We start from the raw sequence: 16248 nt of genomic DNA on the forward strand, positions 1-16248 counted from the left end.
GCTTGCGTCCGTGGGCGAGCGGTGGCAGCACTTTATTCAAGGGGAGGCACCGGGTTGATTGGCCAGGTTTCGTCAGGTCGGAAGCGGCGTTCATGAGGATCCTTTATGTCGAGGATGATCCGCGCTCGGCCGCAGCGGTGGGAGAAATTCTCAGCGCCAGTGGCGATGTGCTGGTGTGGGAAGACAACGGCAGTGCTGCCTTGCTGCGGGCAGGGCTGGAGCCGTTCGATGTCATCATCCTTGACCGAATGCTCGGCGATATCGATGGGTTGACCATCACCCGCCGCCTGCGTGAAGGCGGCATTGGTACGCCCATCCTGATCCTTTCGGCGCTGGGTCGCAGCAGTGATCGGGCCGACGGGCTGGACGGCGGGGCTGATGATTACCTTGCCAAGCCGTTCGAGCCTGAAGAGCTGGTGGCCCGCCTGCGGGCGCTGCATCGCCGCGCCACCGGGCGCGAACATTCAGCTGTGATCCTCTACGGCGCCTTTGAATGTCACGTGAAAGCGCGCACCGCGTTCCGCAGCAATCGCCACCTTGCGCTCAGCCCGAAGGAGTTTGAGCTGTTCCGCTATTTCATGGAGAACGCAGGCGAGGTCGTGACCCGCGAAATGTTGCTGCGGCATGTGTGGAAGATGGACTTCGATCCGCAGACCAACGTGGTTGATGTGAATATCGGGCGGTTGCGCCGCAAGCTTGAGGATGGCTTTGACCGGCCCGCGCTCGAAACGATTTTGGGATCGGGTTATCGCCTCCTCGACGGAACACCGTGATCGAAGCGCGCCGTTCCATTTTCTCGCGCCTGGTAGCGGGGGCGATCGTGCTTTCGCTGGTGCTGCTGGCGGGCCTGTGGTGGCTCACCCATCAAACGGTGAGCACAACCTTGCAACATGCCGCGCAAGCCGAGGTCGATGTCGATCTTGCCGGCCTAGCCGACATCTACGCGACCGGCGGAAGGGCCGAGCTTGAGGCACGCATTGCTGATCGTATCGCACTGACCCCGATGGAAGGCGGGGCGCCGCATTACCTGCTGGCCGATGACAGCGGGCGGGTGATCGCGGGCGATCTGGCGACCTGGCCTGCGCTGGATCCTACGGTGTCGGAAAGCGGGATCATCGCGATTGGCACCAATTCCAAAGGTTTTGCCCGCGCGGTCCAGCTTGGCCCGGACCTGCGGCTGGTGGTCGCCCGCAGCATCGATATCGAAACGCCCGTGCTGTCAGGCATCGCTATGGCCTTTGCAGGCGGCGGAGCGGTGTTCATCGGCCTTGTGGCGCTGCTCGGGCGCTTCGCCGCGCTTGGCCTGCAACGCCGGATCGGGCGGATCAACGTGGCCTTTCGCGAACCGCAGGATGGCGCTGGCCTCGCCGCCGCCGGACGGATCGACGGGGACGAAATCGACGAGCTGACCGCGCATAGCGGCGCGGCGCTGGCGCGGGTGAATGATCTGCTGGCGGCCTATAAGGATACTTCGGAACAGCTCGCCCACGAAATCCGCACGCCGCTGTCGCACCTTGATAACCGGTTGGTGAAAGCGCTCGCGCAAAAGCCTGACACCGCCATTGCCGAACGGCTGGCCGAAGCGCGCGGCGAAATTAGGCGGATTGTGCAAACGCTGGAATCGCTGCTCGATATTGCCGCGAGCAAAGCCCATCGCGGCGATCGCAGCGGGCTTGCGCCGGTAAATCTCAGCGCGCTGGTGACGGGCATCTGCGAACTCTACGCCGGCAGTGCCGAAGAAGCCGGGCTGGAACTGCGCTGGACGATCGCGCCCGATGTGACCATCAATGGCGACGAGCGACAATTGGGAAGGCTGATGACGAACATGCTCGACAACGCTCTTAAATACGTGCCCCGCGGCGGCCAGATTGCAATCTCGCTGGAGCCGGGGCCGGTGCTGGTGGTGGCCGATGACGGGCCGGGGATCGATCCGCGCGACCGGGCGCGCATCTTCGAACGGTTCTATCGCGGTCGGGGGCGCGGCGAGGAAACTTCGGGCAGCGGTCTGGGCTTGGCACTGGCGCACGCCATTGCCGAGCGGCATGGCCTCGCGCTGACGCTGGAAGCGCCTGCCGGGAGCGGACCTGGAGGCGCGGTGTTTCGCATCGCGGCCGCAGCATGATCGCGGCGTCTGGGTTTCGCGCAGGGGTGATGGTGGGACTTTGTACGGTTGCGGCGGCCTGTGCTGCGCCGGGGGCTGGCGATTCGGCGCAGGCATCAGTTGCGCCCGTTCCGACGGCTACTCACACAGGCCGGGCGGAGCGACTGGCCGATGCGTTGCTGATGGCCGACCGGGCCGAACGGGCGCAGGATGCTACCGCTCTGGCGCTGGCGGCTCAGCGACTCGAACAGCTTGGGCCCAAGCCGCAGACCGAGCAGGACGAGGAAGCATTGCGGCGCTGGATGGCCCGATTGCCCGCCGATGCCGGTCCGATGCGCGGGCGCGCGCTTGGCCCGGCCTATCGGTCCGCCGCGCTCAATCCGGGGGCGACAACGCAGCTTCACCAGACTTTCCTTGGCGGCCGATCGGCGCAGATCGTGCTCAAGGTTTCGCGTGGGCCGGCGCCGCAGCTGGTGGTGCGTGACCAGTCTGATCGGCAGGTGTGCAAGACCAGCGATGATCCGGTCACGTGCCTGTGGGTGCCGCTCTACACCCAACGGCACAGTATCGACATCGTCAATCCGGGCCCCGCAATGTCGGAATTTTACATCGTATTCGACTAACTCCGCTTTATGCTCTCATCATGGGGGGGAGAGCATATGACAGGGAACTGGGGGAAACGCCGCTTCAACGGCGCCATCACGAGCAGCGTCTACGCAATGGCGCTGGCATTGGGCAGCGCGCCTACGGTGGCCTTGGCTGCGCAAACATCATCCGAATCGCAGGTTGCGACGCTTCGAGAGCAGGCCGAAGCCGTGTTCCAACAAACCACGCCCGATGCCCAAGGCGCGCAGCGCATCATCGAAGCATGGGAGAAGGTGGCCGTGGCCGCGCGCCTGATCGCGCCCGATCATCCCGAAGTGGCCCGCGTAGATATTCGCATCGCCTCGCAGCTTTATATTCTCGGCCGCAATGCTGAGGCCCGTGAAGCAGTCGAGCGCGGGCTGGCCGCGCTGCCCGATCGCGATCCCGATACGCTGGTCGTTCGCGCCGAGGGTGTGGCTTTGCTTGGCACTTTGCTGACGCAGGCGGGTGAGGCCGATGCGGCGATCGCCTCGCTGGAAACCGGGTATGCGGCCTACATGGAAAGTTTCGTTGCCCTGGCGCCAGACGAGATTGATCGCGGCGCGGTGGTCGCACGGTCAAACCTCGAATTCTCGCTGTCGCAGGTGCTGTTGCAACTCAGCCGGACCGACGATGCGCTGCGATACCAACGTGCCAGCCTGGACACCCGTGAGGGGTTTCTCGGCCCCAACGACCCGGATACTATCGCTTCGTACTATCGCTATGCCGGCACGCTGCGCCGGGCAGGACAGATGGACGAGGCCGAACGCTATGCGCGGATCGCCGTCGAAAGGGCGGTGGCCCATGTCAATCCGGCGCACCCCAGCTATGCCCGCGCACTGGAAATGCTCGCCATCGTGCTGTCTCGTAGCGGCCGCCCGATCGAGGCCACTGGCTATCTGGCCCGCAGCCTCGAATTGAAGCGTGAACACGAAGGGCCCGAAAGTCTGTTCTTCGGCTATGGCATCCACCTGTTGGCGACGATCTACCACCAGCGCGAACGCTATGCCGACGCTGTGCCGCTATTTGCGGAAGCCGCACCGATTTTTGCCAAACATCAGGGTGAAGGCAGCCCCTTCGGCCTCGGCTCGCTGGCCTACGCGGCGCAAGGCACCTTCGCGCTGGGCCGCCAAGACGAGGCGCTGGCGCAGTTGCGCGCAATTGATGCGCGCATGGCGGCCAAATCGGTCGATACCGACATTGCCAAGCGGATCGGGCCGGATCTGGTGCGTGCGCTGATCCGCAGTGGCGAAGGCGAGGAAGCCGTACGCATCGCCGCGCGCGATTATGCCCGCCTGCTGGAAACCGAAAAGTCCGGCGCCTTTGCACTGCGCCATGCGCGGCTGATCGACATCCGGGCGCAAAGCGTGGTGGCAGGGCAGCCGGAGAGCGCGCTGGACGAAGCGCGCACGATGCTCGCCTTTCTGGGGCGTGACCGGGCGCGGGTGCAAACCGCGACATTCGAGACCGAACAGCGCGCAGCGCTTGATCTGGTGATGGAAATCGCAGTCGATTGCGCTGCGCCCGATCTGATGGCGCAGGCGATGGCGCTGGCGACCGGATCGGGCCTGGCGCAGGCGACGGCCTTTCGGGCCGAACGGCTGGCGGCGGATGACCCCAAGATCGCAGGCGAACTGCGCGCACTCCAGCAGGCCGATGCGGCCGTGGACGCGGCTGACCGGGTGTTTCTGCGCGCACTGGCCGATGGCACCGCATCCGATGCAGCGCGTGAAGCACTGGCGCAGGCCGATGCGGCACGCGTAGCGGCGCTGGCTGCGCTGACCGCGCGCGATGCTGTTGCCGGACAGATGCTCGATCCCGCCGCTGCCAGTATCACCGCGATCCGGGCGCAGCTTGGCAAGGGGGAAGCACTGCTGGCGCTCGCCCCGGCCTATGATGGCGCTTACAGCCTGCTGGTAACCGGCGATCAGGCAATCGCCCGCAGGCTCGGACTTCCGCGCGCGGACCTGATCGCGCTCGCCTCTGCAGTGCGTGACGGAGCGGCGAGTATGGCGTTCGATCCGGCCGCCTCGGCCCGGTTGGCCGCAAACCTGCTCCCGGCAGAGAGCCGCGCTGCCCTGGGCGGGATGGGGACCCTGCGGATTCTGGCAGGCGGTCCCCTCGCCTCGCTCCCGTTCGGGTCGCTGCTGCTAGACGCGGGCGGGCAGGGCAAGGCGCCTGAATGGTTGGCGGATCGTTTTGCCTTGGCGAACATCGCCGCGCTGAGCTGGGCGGATCGTGCCGACCGCCCGCGTGTGGGTGGCTTGGTTGCCTTTGCTGCGCCTGCTCCGTTCGTGACAGGCGCAGCGGGTGAGGCTGCCGGGTCTGCGACATTCAGCCCCGCCGCCTATTTCGAGCGCGGCGGCGTGGATGCCGCACGGCTGGCGCTGCTTCCCCCGCTGCCCGGTTCCGCCAATGAGGCGCGGACCATCGCGCGCGAATTCGCCAGTGGCTCAGCGCGGGTCTTTCTGGGCGATGCGGCCAGCGAAGCCAATCTCGCTGATCCGGGCGTTGCCCGCGCCGAGGTGTTGCTGTTTGCCACCCACGGCCTGGTCGGCGGGGAGCTGGAAGGGATTGCAGAGCCTGCATTGATCCTGTCGCGCCCGCAGCAGGGCGAAGGCGACGGGGTGCTGACCGCGAGCGAGATCGCGCGGCTGGATCTGGTCGCGGATTGGGTGATCCTGACCGCTTGTGACAGTGCCGCCGGGTTTGACGGCGGGGTGCCTGCCTTTGCGGGGCTGGTCAGCGCCTTCCGCTTTGCCGGGGGGGGCAGCGTGCTGGCAACCCACTGGCAGGTGCGCGACGATGTGGCGGCCTATGTCGCGGTCGAGATGCTGCGCCATTACCGCAAGCACGGTGACAAGGCGCAGGCGCTGCACCACGCGATCCGCCGTCTGCGGCGTGACAGCGGCCTGCCCGGCGCGGACCGCCCCGAAATCTGGGCGCCCTTCGTGCTGATCGACTAGGCCGGTGGAGGGGGGCAGGCGGCGATGGATGGCGCGGTTGTAACAGCGGCCCATCAACCGCCATGTCGACCGTGGCGCGCGGATGGGGTGTATGTTCGGGCTGGTTGGTATCGGTCAGACTTGCGCCAGCCTTCCTCTTGGTCACCGCAGCCAGCTTTCAGGTGAAGGTCGCCAAATCGCGCAGGATAGAGCGCAGCCTTTGACCTGCAAAGGGTGGGGTCTGATGCGCCAGGTTGCCAGCAAGCAGTACCCGGTCCGATCTCCATAGCATCGGCAAAGCGTAGAAATACGTACGCCTTCGAAGTGCCCAACTCGTAACTATTGGCCTGCCGGCTGGTCACAATCACTCCAGCGACACGTCGGTTGGCCCGGCGCTGATGAGCAGCATGTCACATTCGAAAGCGGCGAGCACCGCGTTTCAGCCTTCGGCCATCACAAGGCCTTCGCTATGGCTGGGCCGGCCGGTCTGCTGTCATAGAATGTAGACTAGGTTGCGAATATGCGCGCCCTGACGTTTCTCGCCATTGATGGCGAAGTGGATGCCAAGAGAATGCGCGTTGCCCACCTCATCGGCAGTTCCATTCCAGCAGTCCATCGGTGCACGTGTGTCGAAGGTCTAGCCTACACCCCAAAAGCTTCCCAGATCCCTTATGTGCGAACGCAGATCCGCAATCTGGAAGGCGCCATTGCCGATCAGACCGGGCAGTTGGCGGGCGGTGCAGGGTCGCTGTCCTCGGCATCGGCGCGGTACCAGGAATTGCGGCTGGCATCGGACTACGCTGAAAAGCAGCTTGCGATTGCTCTGTCGGCCTATCAGGAAGCCCAGGCCGAAGCGCGCCGCAAGCAGGCCTATGTCGAACGGATTTCCCAGCCGAGCCTGCCGGACGATCCCGCCTTTCCCCGGCGGCTGCGCGGTATCATGGCGACGTTTGTGCTCGGCCTGGTCGCATGGGGTGTCGCAACGATGCTTCTGATCGGCGTCCGAGAGCATCGGGATTGATGATGGACGCAAGGCACGATTCTGTGTCAGGTGCTGGGCGGGCTCAAGATGTTCGTGATGGGCGACGACATCGGCTTTTCGCCCCACATGATTTTCGAAGGCTACTGGGAGTACTGGCTGACCCGTCATTTCGCTGAAATGATCCGTCCCGGCGATACCGTGATCGATGTCGGCGCCAATCTTGGCTATTACACGCTGCTGGCCGGCGAGCTGGTGGGTGCAGGTGGCCGGGTTGTCGCAATCGAACCCAATCCGGAGGTTTTTCGCCGTCTTGCCGCCAGCATTGCCGTCAATGGCTTTGGCCCAAGAACCGATGCGCGCAAGGTCGCTCTGACGGCTTTGAATGACGGGTCCGAGCGGCTGTTTTTCGTGCCACGCGGTGAGCCCAAGAACGGCCGTTTCATCGCCCCGGCTGAAGACCGGGAGCATCTCGCTCGCCATGGTGAGATCAGCGAAGTCCCGATCGGCCAGATCAATCCTGATGATTTTCAGCGGGTTGATTTCATCAAGATCGATGTCGAAGGGGCCGAGCTTGATGTGCTGGCGCACCTGCGCCCCGTGCTTGAGCGGTTTCGACCACGGGTAGTGTGCGAGGTCAATTTTGCGCGCGGCTATGCCTTTGATGATGTGGCCGCCGCGCTCGGCACCGACGCACTGACCTTCCTGGACTTCGACGCCACCGTAAAGCCCCTTACTCGCACGATGGCAGAAAGCCAGCAATGGGGAGAGGACTGGCTGGTGTGCGTTGATCTGGCGTTACTGCCGGAAGTTGTGCCGGACCGTGTGCCTGCCATCGCCGAAGCGACAAGTGGAGATGCCTTATGAAAACGAGCCGGGATGTTTGGACGATCCCGCGGCGGCGTCCGGCTCGCATGGCGCTCGCTCCAGCGCCGCACGCGCTGCTGGATACAGCCAGCCGCGCCGCTTTGCTGGCCAATGCCCAGGCCGCGGCGCTCGCCGATCCCGCTTTTGTCGCTCACATCGCCCGCGGCGATCAGGCGCGTGATGCCACGGACTGGGCTTTGGCGGAAAGCGCCTATACCGCCGCGCTTGCGCTGTATCCCTATGAAGCAAGCTATTGGACCCAGCTTGGCCATATGGCCAAGGAGCAGGACCGGCTGATCGTGGCCGAAATGGCCTATCGCACCGCCTGCGCGCTGGGGGCACCGCCGCATGATGTGGTGGAGCATCTGCGCTTTGTGTTGGGGCGGCAAGGCATCGCAGAACACCGCTTCCCCATCCGCTTTCCCGAGCCGGGGCCGCAATCCCAGCAAGTGCCGGGGCGCCCTGATGTGATTGCCTTTGCCCGTTTGCTGTGGGGGGTGCGCACGATGGATGACGATGATCTTTGCGATGTTTTGCGACTCTGCGGCAGTCTGGATGCGCTGGTGGCCGCGATGGTCCGCGATCCGCGGTTCGAGCGGGCAAATCGCGACTGGCTGGAACTGGTCGAGGAGGCCGAACTTTGACCGCCTTTCTGTCCGATGCGCTCTCGCCGCCAATTTCTGTCGTCATCAACACGCTCAATCGGGCAAGCCTGCTTGACGATGCAATCACCGGGGTGATGCAGCTTGATTATCCGCACTTCGAATTGGTGGTGGTGAACGGACCGTCCACGGACCATTCGGAAGACGTGCTGGTGCGCTGGCAAGGCCGGATCAAGCATCTGCGATGTGATATTCCCAACCTCTCGGTTTCGCGCAATGTCGGGATTGCCGGAGCGGCCGGAGAGATTGTCGCTTTCCTCGATGACGATGCCGTCCCGCATCCCCGCTGGCTTCGCTACCTGGCGCGGCATTTCAGCGATCCGGCCATTGGCGGGGTTGGCGGCTTTACCGTCGATAATACCGGTGTGCGCTGGCAGGTGCGCAAGACCGTGTGCGACCGCTTCGGCAATGCCCATTTTCCGCCCGACAGCTTTGATGAACGGGTTCTCAATTGGCCCGGAACGCCGCTTTACCCCAGTCTGCTCGGCACCAATTCGAGCTTCCGGATGGGAGCGCTGCGGCAGATTGGCGGGTTTGACCACACCTTCGCCTATCTGCTCGACGAAACCGACGTGTGCCTGCGGTTGGTCGATGCTGGCTGGGGCGTGGTGTACGAACCAGCCGCGCTTATTTTTCACCAGTTCGCTGCCAGCCATATCCGGTCCAGCACGCGCACGGCTAAGACGCTTTATCCTTCGGTGGTGAGCAAGACCTATTTCATCAACCACCACGGTCGGGCCGAGGGATACGCCAAGGTCGCGCAGGCGCTGCATGGCTATCGTGAGGAGTTGCTCACGGCCAACGCCTGGCTCGAGGAGCACGACGAGATATCTTCGGGGCATCGCCGTGCGCTCGACGGAGATGTCGAGACCGGAACGGCTGCCGGGATTGAGGCGGCGAGCCGCGCTCTGCTGACGCAGCGAAGCAGCGGCGACCTGCCATCCGACCACGCGCCTCCGCCCTTCCTCGCCGCTGCGCATCAGCGCCCCTTGCGCGTTGCGCTGGTTTCCCAAGGCCTGCCGCCCGGTAACGAGGCCGGGATCGCCCGGTGGACAATGCTCCTGGCCCAGGGGCTACGTGATGAAGGATTGGCGGTGCATATCATCACGCGAGCGCATGATGTGCCAAGCCGCCGGTTTGTCGATGGAATCTGGATCCATGCGATCACCGCCGATCCTGAAGGGGCAGACGATATTGCCGCCCGCTATCAAGTGCCAGCGGCAGGCGTGGCCGACTGGATGGCGGGCGTGATGCGCGAAATTGCGTTTCTCAAGACGGGCGGGCTCGGCGTGGTATCATTTCCGATCTGGGATCTGGAAGCCTTGCCGGTGCTTGAGGATCCCGATCTTCTCACCGTGCTGAGCTTGCACACCAGCTACCAGCTGGCGCGGCCGTTCAAGCCGGAATGGAATGCCCGGATTATCTACGGTCGCCGCTTCATTGATCCGATGATCGCCGCAGAACGCGCCGCCTTGCAGCGTGCGCCGCATATCCTGGCAAACAGCCGCGCGGTGATTGACCAGATCGAAGGGGAGTACGCGGTTGATCTTGGCGCGCGTGCACGCGTCGTACCGCATGGTACGCCCGATATTCTGGCGCTTTTGGGCGAGACCCTGGAAAGCAAGCTTGCCCGCCAGCCCATCGACGCGCCTTTGCGGGTTCTGTTTGCCGGACGGTTCGAGCCGCGCAAAGGCCATGATCTCGCCATGCGCGTGGCGGGCCAGATGCGCGGCGATCCCGCGCTTGTGTTCGAATTTGTTGGCGCCGCACCAAACACCGCGCAGCTGGCGCAGTTCAAGGCCGATTACGGTGTGGACCCGGCCCGCAATCCGGCGGTACGCTTCCACGGCGAGGTGGATCGCGCGGCATTGGAGCGGCTCTATTTCGATGCGGATGTGGTGCTGATGCCCAGCCGCTTCGAATCCTTCGGACTGGTCGCCATCGAAGCCATGTCGGCCGCCACTCCCGTACTGGCGATGGCGCAAGGCGGGTTAGCCGAAATGGTGGAAGAGGGCGTGTCGGGCTTTTTGTTTGCCGATGATGAGGCGTTTGTCGCGGGCGCGGTTGAGCGGCTTGGCCAGCTAGCCGCCGATCGAGCAGGCCTTGGAGAACTGGCGCGCACAAGCCACGCCGCCTTCGCGGCCCGCTATTCCGAAACGGCCATGGCACGTGCGGTGGCCGATTTCTACCGCAGCATCGTCCCGGCTGGCGCCGTTACCGAAGAAAGGGCGCTAGCATGATTGATCCGCCCTGGCTCGTCACCGTGGCCATGCTGGCCGAGGCGCCTTTGCCCGAGCGCGAGGTGGGCACCGTGGCAGAGCAATTGCATGACGAGCGCGAGGTGCTGCCGTGGCTGCTGATAGCACGCGGAGGGTTGGCGCACTGGCCTGCTGCCCGCTCGGCTTTGACGGACGCGGTCAAGGCGGTGATCCGGCCCCGCTCCGTGCCGCCTGAAAGCCCAGCCAGTGGGTCGCAGCGAACGCGTGAGGCGGTCAGGGACGCGCTCTTGTGCGCGCTCGCCGCCAATTCGGAAGCGGATCGATGGGCGATAGATGAGGCGATCCGATTGCGCGTGCGCATCTCGTCCAGCCCCCAACCCAATGATTTCATTGCGACGCAGTGAACGCTAGACCGCAGGTGTCCACGATGTACTTTTCAGTTTCAATGCTTCGGATGCTCGCGCGGGAGAATTATATCCCTTGCGGGACCGTTCGGCTCCAGAATTACAGTCTTCAAGCATCCGATGCACAAGCTGACTTAATCGAAAGCCGATCGGGGGCAATTGTCATCAATTGTAACGGTGCAGGGCGATTACATTTTCACAAACACGCGTGGAGCGGTACGGTTGTGGTGCTGGAAAATGGTAAACAAAGGCACGTCAGCCTCTATGATTCCGATCCAAATGAGCATTGGCTGGAGTTCGACGGGCGCCGAGGGGAGCAGACCTCGATTGCGATATTTTCGTCGGAGACGCGTGACGCGGCATCGAAGGGCGACCAGATCTGGCTTCGCGGCGTTGAATTTCATGAGCGGCAGCCTTGGCAGGGACTCGCTTTTCCCTTGTCAGACACGGCTGACTTTCGCCATGGCAGAGTCGGTAGCTTGATTGTTCCGCATAAAGACACTGTTATTGGTAAGGCGATCACAAATACTGGATCGTGGGCTCCAAAGGATCTGGATCTTTTTGCAACATTGATTGCACCCGGTGATGTTGTCCTCGATATCGGGGCAAATATTGGTCACCATACGGTATTCTTTTCAAGCATCGTTGGTGACACGGGAAAGGTCTTTGGCTTCGAACCGCAGCTTGAGATTTTTCGGTTTGCATCGGCTAATTTGGCAGTGAACGGTTGTCGCAACACCACGTTGATGCAGGGTTGTTTGGGCCGCGAGAACGGCGAGATTCGGATGGCTCCGATCTCCTATGATGAGGTCAATAACTTTGGCGCGCTTTCTGTTGCGTCGCCCGAGGAGACGGCCAGCGGTGAAAGCGTACCGGTCTGGACGCTGGATAGCCTAATCGATTCAGGCAAAATATTAATCGATCGATTGGACTTCATGAAGATTGATGTTCAATCCTTCGAGCTTTTTGTACTTCAAGGCTCATTGGAGACAGTAGCCAAATACAGACCCCAATTATTTTTGGAAGTTTCTCCGCATTGGATGAAGCTCAAAGGGTATGATTACACCGAAATTTACCATCTGCTTGGTGAGTTTGGCTATGTTTTTGAGCATTTTGACGAAAGCGCCCAATTGGAGGACGGCATTCGCCAATGGTCTGGGCAGATCACCGAAGAATGGGATGTGCTGTGCCTGCCTCCCGCCTCTCCCTTGTCTGCACGATCGTCATTAGTCCGTAGTCGAGAGCGCGTCTCATGACCGAAACTGCCCAGCCCGATATGCAGCCCGTCTCGGATCCAGACCGTGAATTGCACGGGCATCCCCAAAACGCTTCGTCAATTCCGATTGATGTTCGCTCAACGAAAAGGCCGAATACTTCGCGCACGTATTCCCGGGCGATGCAGTTCCGTAGCATCTTCGCCGATGCGGGTGTCGAGCGGTCTATCCTGCTTGCCAGCACGTTCCGATCAGGCAGCACGTATGTCGCTGAACTGTTGCGCCAGAACGGCATTGTCGGTCTCAGCCTAGAAAAATTCAATATGATCTGGAAGATGTCCGCAGCGCCAGACAAGGCGTTCGCCAAAGCGGTCGGTGAGATCGCTCGGATCAATGAAAATGGCGTTTTCGCTGCAAAGATCATGTGGCCCCACAAAACCAATCTTGCCCGCTGTCTTCGGCTAGAACGGGGTCAGAGCGCCGTTCTGGCAAAGAGTTTCCCCGATGCCCGATGGATCTGGGTCAAACGCCGTGACAAGGTGCGCCAGGCGATCAGTTTCTGGCGCGCCCGGCAATCGGGACGCTGGCATGTGTTTGACGGCAGCGCCGAACCTGCGATCGCCTATGATTTTGACGAAATCCGTGAGTGCTATCGCGAGATGCTGCTGCATGATGTGTGCTGGGGTGACTTCTTCGCTCAGACCGGGATTGCGCCCTTTGTCGTCGAATATGAAGATCTGAAGGATGATCTGCCTGCGCAGATCGCGGCCATGCTGGCCTTCGCCGGCCGCCCGGTCGGCGCGCAAATCGTCACGCAGGTTCGGCTCAAGCAGCAAAGAGACACCCTGACCGAGGATATCTATCATCGGTTCATGGATGATTGCCACCGCTATGGGTGATCGTTGCAAGATTCCAGCGGCGAGGCCGCGATGACGCGCATCATGATCGACGCCTATAATATCGCCCGCCCGCACGGCACCGGGGTTGCGACCTATGGCCGCATCTTGGCCGCTGCCGCAGACGCACTCGGGCATGAAACGGGCCTCTTGTTCGGAACCCAAGCGGGGCACGCGCGCCAACCGTTACTCGCCGAGATCGCACTTGCCGAGGGGGATGAGGCGATGGCCGCGCAGGGCAAGGCGCCGGGGCGGGCGCGTCAGGCTTTGTGTGCCGCCCAAGGCATCTTCAGCGCGCGCCGCGCCGGCGAAGTCGCGCTGTCGGGCGAAGTGATCCTGCCGCCTGCGTTGGGCGGCGGGGACGGGGGCACTCTAGGAGGTGCGCGCTATTGGAATGCGCCGCGTCTTTACAGCCTTGCGCACGGCGCGTTCCAGGTGACCGGACGGATGACGCGGGTGCGGGTCGGGGCGACGGATATTGCGCACTGGACTTATCCGCTGCCGCTGAAGACACAGGGCGCCGCGAACATCTACACGCTGCATGATCTCGTGCCGCTGCGGCTGCCCTACACCACGGCCGATCGCAAGAAGACCTATCTTGCCCTGTGCCAAACTATTGCCCGTCAAGCGGATCACATCCTGACCGTGTCTGAACATTCGCGTGCCGATATCATCCGGATTTTGGGCGTGGAAAGCGCACGCGTTACCAATCTCTATCAAGCCACCGATATTGCAGGCCTTTTGACAGGTGTGTCAGAACAGCAGGTCGCGCGCGAGGTGGAAGGACTGCTCAGCGCGCCGATGCGTGGCTATTACCTGTTCTTTGGCGCCATCGAGCCCAAGAAGAACGTGGCTCGCCTGCTCGAGGCGCATCTGACAAGCGGGACAAAGCACCCGTTGGTCATTGTCGGCGCACCGGGATGGGGCAGCGACCGGGATGTTGCGCTGATCAAACAGCTGGCTGCACTGGACAAGACCAAGCGCATCCGGTGGCTTGGCTATCTGCCGCGCCAGACGCTCGCCACGGTGATTGCCGGGGCGCGGGCCGTAGTGTTTCCGTCGCTATACGAAGGTTTCGGTCTTCCCGTGCTGGAGGCAATGGCTCTGGGGACGCCGGTGATTACCAGCAACACCTCTTCGCTTCCCGAAGTGGCTGGGGAGGCCGCGCTGCTGGTTGATCCGTTCGACGTGCGCGGGCTATCGCGGGCGATCCTGTCGCTTGAAGGCGACGCTGGGGCGGTCGCCGCATTGTCGCAGGCCGGCCGCAAGCAGGCGGCGCGGTTCAGCATAGAGGCCTACCGCGCTCGGCTCACCGCCTTTTACGCGCGGATGGGCAGCGACACCTGCGTCTTTGCTCCCGCTGCATCGGCGGCGGGGCAAATGCCAGCGGTGCCAGACACGAAGGCTTATGCAGCATGACAGGGCGTTGGTTCTTGCGCGACCGCCAGCGGAGCTTTCTGGTCGCGGCGGTCTTTGCAGGCGTGCTCACCGGCTGCACATCGCTGGGGTCGGCCGGACCGTCCTCGGGACAGGTGCGCAAGATTGCCGGGCAAGATTACAATGGCGCACAGGTGGCGCTGGTCGATCTCGACCCGCAGACCCGGAACCGCATCGCCGCGGCTGAACAGGCGCGCAGCCTGGCGAGGGAATTCGGAGACAGCGGCGTGGGCGCAGGGCTGATCGGGGCGGGCGACACACTCGACATTGCGTTATGGGAGGCTCCGCCCGCTGTGCTGTTTGGTAATGGCGCGGTGATCCCCGGACTTGACCCTGGCGCTCAGAACCGTGCGGTGGTGCAACAAGTGGTGGCCGTATCGGGCATAATTTCGGTGCCATTTGCCGGGGCCATCAAGGTAATGGGCTACACGCCCGAAGATGTCGAGCGGGCCATCGTTGCCCGGCTGGCAGGTCGCGCCAATGATCCGCAAGTCAGCGTACGGTTGACGCAGAATGTTTCGCGCAGCGTCACCGTGCTCGGTGATGTCTCCACCAGCCGCCATGTACCCCTCGGCCCGCGGGGTGAGCGGTTGCTCGATATCATCGCGGCTGCCGGAGGCTCACGTCAGCCGGTGCATCAGACCACGGTGCAGGTCAGCCGCGCAGGGCAATCTGTGTCGATGTCGCTCGATGCGATCATCGCCGATCCATCGCAGAACATCCGCATGTCGCCTGAGGATGTCGTGACGGTGCTGCACCAACCGTATAGCTTTATTGCATTGGGTGCCGTCGCCCGCAGCGCGGAGATCCCGTTTGAAGGGCGGGGTATATCCCTTGCGCAAGCTTTGGCCCGCGTTGGGGGCTTGCGTGACGACAAGGCGAATATTCGCGGCGTCTTCATTTTTCGGCTGGAAGAACCGGCAGCTTTGACAGCGGAAGCGCGGGGTCAAGTTCCCGCAACGGCTGACGGACGGGTGCCGGTGGTCTATCGCCTTGATCTGGCCGATGCGCGGGGGTTCTTTGTGGCGCAGGACTTCATGATCCGCGACTCCGATGTGGTGTATGTGTCCACCGCTCCCGGTGCGGAACTGCGGGAATTTCTCGGTACCGTCACAAGCCTCGCCTTCTCGGCGGTCGCCATCGGCAACGTCATTGCGCCAAATCAGCAATCCGTCAATTGAGACGCCATGCGCGCGCCGAATTGTCACGACGATCGGTTGGAGATTGATCAAACCGAGACGTGCCGCCAATGGCGATGGTTATTCGCCCTTCTTGGTCGATAGGCAAGTCATAGCAATTTGTAGCGACCTGGAGGCTTCGAAAACCGCCGCCTTTGAGGCGCTAATCTGGCTCACTGGCACCTACAAGGAGCCGAGACTGCGATGGCGGGACAGTTTGGATTCTCTGATTAGTCGGGGCAGAGAGAGGTGGGCGGTCCGCTGGAGCGCTTAGCAGGGTTAGTGGATCTTGAGGTGTTCTGCGGCTTACTGGTGGCAGCGCGTCGACCGATCGCTCGCAGTGAGGGCGGCCAGTCATCGTTCGTTCCAACGGTCCCTTGGGTTAGGTCTCAATGATAATGTAGCTACCTCGGCCACGATATGGCTGTTTCGCACGCAGGTATTTGGTGACGTTCGGTAAAATCATAAGTGATACCTTGATGCCGACCGTCCAGCAGCGCAACTCTGAAGACGCGAAGGCGGCGATTAGGTGAGGCAAGATCCCGGAGCGCTGGAAGGAAAAGTCCACCAAAATCCCTCAGAAGAATCGCGATGCGCGCTAGCCGGTTAAATACGCCACAGCCGATACCCTACGCCTCACGATGCAGCCACAATTTCGTCGTCCGAAGTAAGGCAGGAATGGCTCTCTTCCAAGCTTTCGTCAGAACTAGGGTTGACTGACA

The 16248-nt window shown here is 62.7% G+C and carries 13 protein-coding genes; all 13 read left to right on the plus strand.

Annotation, left to right across the window (positions count from 1 at the left end; translation table 11 throughout):
- Positions 1-92: 92 nt before the first annotated feature.
- Positions 93-773, plus strand: coding sequence for a response regulator transcription factor (locus tag ACRANW_RS04240; protein ID WP_479433293.1), 681 nt, complete (start codon positions 93-95; stop codon positions 771-773).
- Entirely contained in the window at positions 770-2122 is a 1353-nt protein-coding gene (locus ACRANW_RS04245) for a sensor histidine kinase (protein WP_479433294.1), read from the plus strand. Before ACRANW_RS04240 ends, ACRANW_RS04245 begins: the two co-directional genes overlap by 4 nt.
- A complete protein-coding gene (locus tag ACRANW_RS04250) occupies positions 2119-2724 on the plus strand; it encodes a hypothetical protein (protein WP_479433295.1) in 606 nt (201 codons plus the stop codon). The genes ACRANW_RS04245 and ACRANW_RS04250 overlap by 4 nt, the downstream gene beginning before the upstream one ends.
- A 36-nt stretch (positions 2725-2760) precedes the next feature.
- Entirely contained in the window at positions 2761-5691 is a 2931-nt protein-coding gene (locus ACRANW_RS04255) for a CHAT domain-containing tetratricopeptide repeat protein (RefSeq protein ID WP_479433296.1), read from the plus strand.
- 499 nt (positions 5692-6190) lie between these two features.
- A complete protein-coding gene (locus tag ACRANW_RS04260) occupies positions 6191-6691 on the plus strand; it encodes a hypothetical protein (protein WP_479433297.1) in 501 nt (166 codons plus the stop codon).
- A gap of 30 nt (positions 6692-6721) precedes the next feature.
- Positions 6722-7516: an FkbM family methyltransferase gene (locus ACRANW_RS04265; protein WP_479433298.1), complete on the plus strand. Its 795-nt coding sequence runs from the start codon at positions 6722-6724 to the stop codon at positions 7514-7516.
- Positions 7513-8160, plus strand: coding sequence for a hypothetical protein (locus ACRANW_RS04270; protein WP_479433299.1), 648 nt, complete (start codon positions 7513-7515; stop codon positions 8158-8160). The genes ACRANW_RS04265 and ACRANW_RS04270 overlap by 4 nt, the downstream gene beginning before the upstream one ends.
- The gene (locus ACRANW_RS04275) at positions 8157-10418 is read left to right on the plus strand and encodes a glycosyltransferase (RefSeq protein WP_479433300.1); all 2262 of its coding nucleotides are present in this window, start codon (positions 8157-8159) and stop codon (positions 10416-10418) included. Before ACRANW_RS04270 ends, ACRANW_RS04275 begins: the two co-directional genes overlap by 4 nt.
- Positions 10415-10801 (plus strand): hypothetical protein, encoded by a 387-nt coding sequence (locus ACRANW_RS04280; protein ID WP_479433301.1) that lies wholly within the window; start codon positions 10415-10417, stop codon positions 10799-10801. Before ACRANW_RS04275 ends, ACRANW_RS04280 begins: the two co-directional genes overlap by 4 nt.
- 23 nt (positions 10802-10824) lie before the next feature.
- Entirely contained in the window at positions 10825-12057 is a 1233-nt protein-coding gene (locus tag ACRANW_RS04285; protein ID WP_479433302.1) for an FkbM family methyltransferase, read from the plus strand.
- A 140-nt stretch (positions 12058-12197) separates the two neighbouring features.
- Positions 12198-12914, plus strand: coding sequence for a Stf0 family sulfotransferase (locus ACRANW_RS04290; protein ID WP_479433303.1), 717 nt, complete (start codon positions 12198-12200; stop codon positions 12912-12914).
- A 42-nt stretch (positions 12915-12956) separates the two neighbouring features.
- Positions 12957-14330 (plus strand): glycosyltransferase family 4 protein, encoded by a 1374-nt coding sequence (locus ACRANW_RS04295; RefSeq protein ID WP_479433304.1) that lies wholly within the window; start codon positions 12957-12959, stop codon positions 14328-14330.
- On the plus strand, positions 14327-15529 hold the full coding sequence (locus tag ACRANW_RS04300; protein ID WP_479433305.1) for a polysaccharide biosynthesis/export family protein: 1203 nt from the start codon (positions 14327-14329) through the stop codon (positions 15527-15529). The genes ACRANW_RS04295 and ACRANW_RS04300 overlap by 4 nt, the downstream gene beginning before the upstream one ends.
- Positions 15530-16248 lie beyond the last annotated feature (719 nt).

This window comes from Erythrobacter sp. 'gip.4 top 5', from assembly GCF_056495765.1.

Coding starts and splice junctions, on each gene's coding strand:
- ACRANW_RS04240 (WP_479433293.1), top strand. CDS start 93: ATGAGGATCCTTTATGTCGAGGATGATCCGCGCTCGGCCGCAGCGGTG.
- ACRANW_RS04250 (WP_479433295.1), top strand. CDS start 2,119: ATGATCGCGGCGTCTGGGTTTCGCGCAGGGGTGATGGTGGGACTTTGT.
- ACRANW_RS04255 (WP_479433296.1), top strand. CDS start 2,761: ATGACAGGGAACTGGGGGAAACGCCGCTTCAACGGCGCCATCACGAGC.
- ACRANW_RS04260 (WP_479433297.1), top strand. CDS start 6,191: ATGCGCGCCCTGACGTTTCTCGCCATTGATGGCGAAGTGGATGCCAAG.
- ACRANW_RS04270 (WP_479433299.1), top strand. CDS start 7,513: ATGAAAACGAGCCGGGATGTTTGGACGATCCCGCGGCGGCGTCCGGCT.
- ACRANW_RS04280 (WP_479433301.1), top strand. CDS start 10,415: ATGATTGATCCGCCCTGGCTCGTCACCGTGGCCATGCTGGCCGAGGCG.
- ACRANW_RS04285 (WP_479433302.1), top strand. CDS start 10,825: ATGTACTTTTCAGTTTCAATGCTTCGGATGCTCGCGCGGGAGAATTAT.
- ACRANW_RS04290 (WP_479433303.1), top strand. CDS start 12,198: ATGCAGTTCCGTAGCATCTTCGCCGATGCGGGTGTCGAGCGGTCTATC.
- ACRANW_RS04295 (WP_479433304.1), top strand. CDS start 12,957: ATGATCGACGCCTATAATATCGCCCGCCCGCACGGCACCGGGGTTGCG.
- ACRANW_RS04300 (WP_479433305.1), top strand. CDS start 14,327: ATGACAGGGCGTTGGTTCTTGCGCGACCGCCAGCGGAGCTTTCTGGTC.